Raw genomic sequence first — 3792 nt, 5'->3', positions numbered from 1 at the left:
AAGGTGGAGCGGGCGGCGAGGTGGGGGTGGTGCGGGGCCTCGGTGAGCGAGAGGACGGGGGCCACGCAGGCGTCGCTGCCGGCGAAGACCTCGGTCCACTCGGCGCGCGTACGAGTCAGGAAGCGGTCGGTGACGGCGGCGCGCAGCTCGTCCCAGCGGGCGAGGTCCCACCGGTCGGGGAAGGTGTCCGCGATGCCGAGGAGCCGGACGAACTCCGCGTAGAACTGGCCTTCCAGCGGGCCGACCGCCATGTGGCCGCCGTCGGAGGTGGCGTAGGTGCCGTAGAACGGGCAGCCGCCGTCGAGGAGGTTCGCGCCGCGCCGGTCCTGCCAGCTCCCGGCGGCGAGCATGCCGTGGATCATCGTGGCGAGATGGGCGGCGCCGTCCACGATGGCGGCGTCGATGACCTGTCCCTCGCCGTGGGCGCGGGCGTGTTGGAGGGCGGCGAGGACGCCGACGACGAGGTAGAGCGAGCCGCCCGCGTAGTCGCCGACCAGGTTGGCGGGGACGGTGGGCGGTTCGTCCGGCCTGCCGATCATGGACAAAGTGCCGGTGAGCGCGATGTAGGCGATGTCGTGGCCCGCGCGGTCGGCGAGCGGCCCGTCCTGGCCCCAGCCGGTCATCCGCCCGTAGACGAGCTCCGGGTTGCGGGCGAGGCAGGCGTCCGGTCCGACGCCGAGGCGTTCGGCGACGCCCGGGCGGTAGCCCTCGATGAGGATGTCGGCGCGTTCGACGAGGTCCAGGACGTGGGCCGGGCCCTCGTCGCTCTTGAGGTCCAGGACGACGGAGCGCTTGTTGCGGTTGGTGAGGTCGTACGCGGGATCGATGCCGAGCCCCGCGCGGCCGGGCCGGTCGACCCGGACGACGTCGGCCCCGAGGTCCGCCAGCAGCATCGCGGCGAACGGTCCGGGGCCGATGCCCGCCAACTCGACGACCCGGACACCGGTCAGCGGACCGTGCCCGGGTGTTGGGCCTTTCGCCATCTGTGAGCCCCCAGGGGTGTGACACAACCGATGTAACACCTGCGATGCTAAGAACGTCCCCGGCTCCGCACAAGCCCTCGGGCCGAGCAAGCGCTTAGCTCTTGCTCCGATCCTCTCGCATGCGGCCCGCCCGGCCGCACGCCGCCACGGCGCTCTCCGCTACCCTCTGCCTGCCACGTCGGCACCCGTCTCCCAGCCGGAGGTACTCGTGAACAGGCAGAACGACGCGACACGCCCCTTGGACGTGGTCCTCTTCGGTGCCACCGGCTTCGTGGGGGCGCTCACGGCCGAGTATCTGGCGGCCCATGCCCCCGCCGGTCTCCGCTGGGCCCTGGCCGGGCGCAGCCGGACCAAGCTGGAGAGGCTGCGGGAGCGGCTGACGGCGATCGCCCCGGCCTGCGCGGAGCTGCCGCTGCTGGAGACCGACGCGGACGACGCCGATGCGCTGGCCGAACTGGCCGCCTCCACCCGGGTGGTGGCCACGACCGTGGGGCCGTACCTGCGGTACGGCGAGAAGCTCGTCGCCGCCTGCGCCGAGGCCGGGACGGACTACGCGGACCTCACCGGCGAGGCGGAGTTCATCGACCGGATGTATCTGGAGCACGACGCCCGGGCCCGTGAGACGGGGGCGCGCATCGTGCACGCCTGCGGCTTCGACTCCGTACCGCACGACCTCGGGGCGTACTTCACCGTCAAGCAGCTGCCCGAGGACGTCCCCCTGGCCGTCGACGGCTTCGTCCGCACCAACGCGGTGTTCTCCGGCGGGACGTTCGCCTCGGCGCTGACCGCGATGGGCCGGGGTCCGCAGATGCTGGCCGCCGCCCGGGAGCGCAGGCTGCACGAGCCGCGTCTGGTGGGCCGACGGGTCCGCACCCCTGCGGGCTCCCCGCACTTCAGCGGGCCCACCGGCACCTGGGCGCTGCCGCTGCCGACGGTCGACCCGACGATCGTGGGCCGCTCGGCGCGGGCCCTGGAGCGGTACGGCCCCGACTTCCGCTACCGCCACTTCGCCTCGGTCAAGACGCTGCCCATGGCCCTCGGCGCCCCGGTGGCGATCGGCGGGCTGGTCGCGGCCGCGCAGGTCGAAGGCGTACGGGAGTGGCTGATGAGCCGGTACGAGCCGGGGCAGGGGCCGGACGAGGAGCGCCGCGGGCGGAGCTGGTTCACCGTCCGCTTCGTCGGCGGGGGCGGCGGGCGACGCGTCTTCACCGAGGTGTCCGGCGGCGACCCGGGGTACGGCGAGACGGCGAAGATCCTCGCCGAGTCGGCGGTGTGCCTGGCCCTGGACGAGCTGCCGGAGACCTCCGGACAGGTCACCACGGCGGTGGCGATGGGCGACGCGCTCCTGGACCGGCTGACGGCGGCGGGTCTGCGGTTCCGGGTGGCGGCGGTGCGGTAGCCCCGCCCCGGGGCGGGCCCGGGGTCTAGAAGATCCAGCCGGCCAGCGTGTAGAGCATCGCGCCCAGCCAGACGAGGCCGACGGCGCTGCCGAGGAGCATGCCGAGGGCCATGCGACGCTGGGCGGGGTCGAAGGGCGCGGGGCGGACGGCTGTGCGAGAGGCATTCATGCGTTCAGCCTGCCCAGCCGTACGGATCTATGCCATCCGTACGGATACTCAGTTGCAGGACTGTTCCACGCTGTTCCACGCCCGGGACGATCACGCGCGGGGAGGCAGTTGTCGGCGCACCCACGCGGGGTCCGGGTTGATGTACGGCCGGTCCGCGCCGACGACGGTCGGCACCGTCTCGTCTCCGCCGGTGACGGCCCGTACAGCGGCCGCACCCGCCGGATCGCGCCAGATGTTCACCCAGTGCAGCCGCGCGGCGTCACGGCCCAGCCGCAGGCGCAGCCGGATGCAGTAGGTGCAGCCCGGCCGCCAGTAGACGACCGGGGCACCGTCGGCCATGCTGCGGCGCCGGGCCTCGGCGGCGGGGACCGGCCTCGGGAAGATCAGGGGCGAGTGCAGGACGGCGAGCGGCACGAACAGAGCCAGGAGCACGGCTGCCATCACCGGGTCGTCACCGAGGGCGGACCGCATCGCGGCGCACGCGCCGATGAGCAGGAACAGGGTGGGCAGACTCCACACGCGTATCACGACGACGCACGCTACCGCGCCCGCCCTTCAGCCGGTTCAGGCGGTCGCTTCCCGCAGGGTCTGCCGGCACAGGGCGTCCGCCCGGCGGGTGCTCTCGGGCTGGCGGTAGCGGCCGGCGAGGCGGAGCGTGTGGGCGCAGGCGTTGTCGAGGCTGATGCGGTGACCCACCGAGACGAACACCGGGCTGGTGTTCTCCCGGGTGCGCAGCGCGCGGCCGACCACCTCGTCACCGTCCAGCAGCGGGGAGGAGTCGCCGCGCCGGGGCCCGGGGGCCTCGTAGGTGAAGGTGAACGGGTTCTTGCCGACGCCGATCACCGGCAGTCCGGTGAGCACGCCCAGGTGGCTGGCGAGTCCGAAGCGGCGCGGGTGCGCGAGGCCGTAGCCGTCGCAGACGACGAGACCGGGGTCGAGGCTCAGCTCCTCCAGTGCTTCGAGGACCGTCGGGATCTCCCGGAAGGCCAGCAGCCCGGGGACGTACGGGAAGGCGATCGTGCCGACGGCGGTGGCCTCCTCGACCGTCTCCAGCGTCGCGGCGTCCAGCACCACGGCCGCCGCGACGACGACGTCCCTCTCGTCGTCGTAGGCCACGTCCACCCCGGTGACCAGGCCGGTTCCGGGCTCCGGCCCGGCTTCGTCCAGGATCACCCGGTCGCGCAGCCGGTCCTGGATCGCCCGGCCCTCGGCTTCGTCGGCGGGGGTCTCGTGGGCGGGGG

The 3792-nt window shown here is 73.7% G+C and carries 5 protein-coding genes; 1 reads left to right on the top strand and 4 read right to left on the bottom strand.

The window, feature by feature from the left end:
• A partial coding sequence (locus D3105_RS32910) for a CaiB/BaiF CoA transferase family protein (protein WP_133305742.1) occupies positions 1–983 on the bottom strand: 983 nt, incomplete at its 3' end.
• 208 nt (positions 984–1191) lie between these two features.
• On the opposite strand from D3105_RS32910, the gene D3105_RS32905 reads away from it, so the two are divergent.
• The gene (locus tag D3105_RS32905) at positions 1192–2382 is read left to right on the top strand and encodes a saccharopine dehydrogenase family protein (protein WP_118906486.1); all 1191 of its coding nucleotides are present in this window, start codon (positions 1192–1194) and stop codon (positions 2380–2382) included.
• Between the two features lie 25 nt (positions 2383–2407).
• Here D3105_RS32905 and mmpA read toward each other — a convergent pair whose 3' ends face one another.
• The 3 genes from mmpA to D3105_RS32895 all read right to left on the bottom strand — a co-directional run.
• On the bottom strand, positions 2408–2551 hold the full coding sequence (gene mmpA / locus D3105_RS34845; RefSeq protein ID WP_165891135.1) for a morphogenic membrane protein MmpA: 144 nt from the start codon (positions 2549–2551) through the stop codon (positions 2408–2410).
• 90 nt (positions 2552–2641) lie between these two features.
• Positions 2642–3079, bottom strand: coding sequence for a glutaredoxin domain-containing protein (locus D3105_RS32900; protein WP_165891134.1), 438 nt, complete (start codon positions 3077–3079; stop codon positions 2642–2644).
• Positions 3080–3115: 36 nt separating this feature from the next.
• A partial coding sequence (locus tag D3105_RS32895) for an endonuclease V (RefSeq protein WP_240647113.1) occupies positions 3116–3792 on the bottom strand: 677 nt, incomplete at its 5' end.

Source organism: Streptomyces globisporus, assembly GCF_003501885.1.
Taxonomy (GTDB): domain Bacteria; phylum Actinomycetota; class Actinomycetes; order Streptomycetales; family Streptomycetaceae; genus Streptomyces; species Streptomyces globisporus_D.
This window is presented reverse-complemented; position numbering and strand designations above follow the sequence as displayed.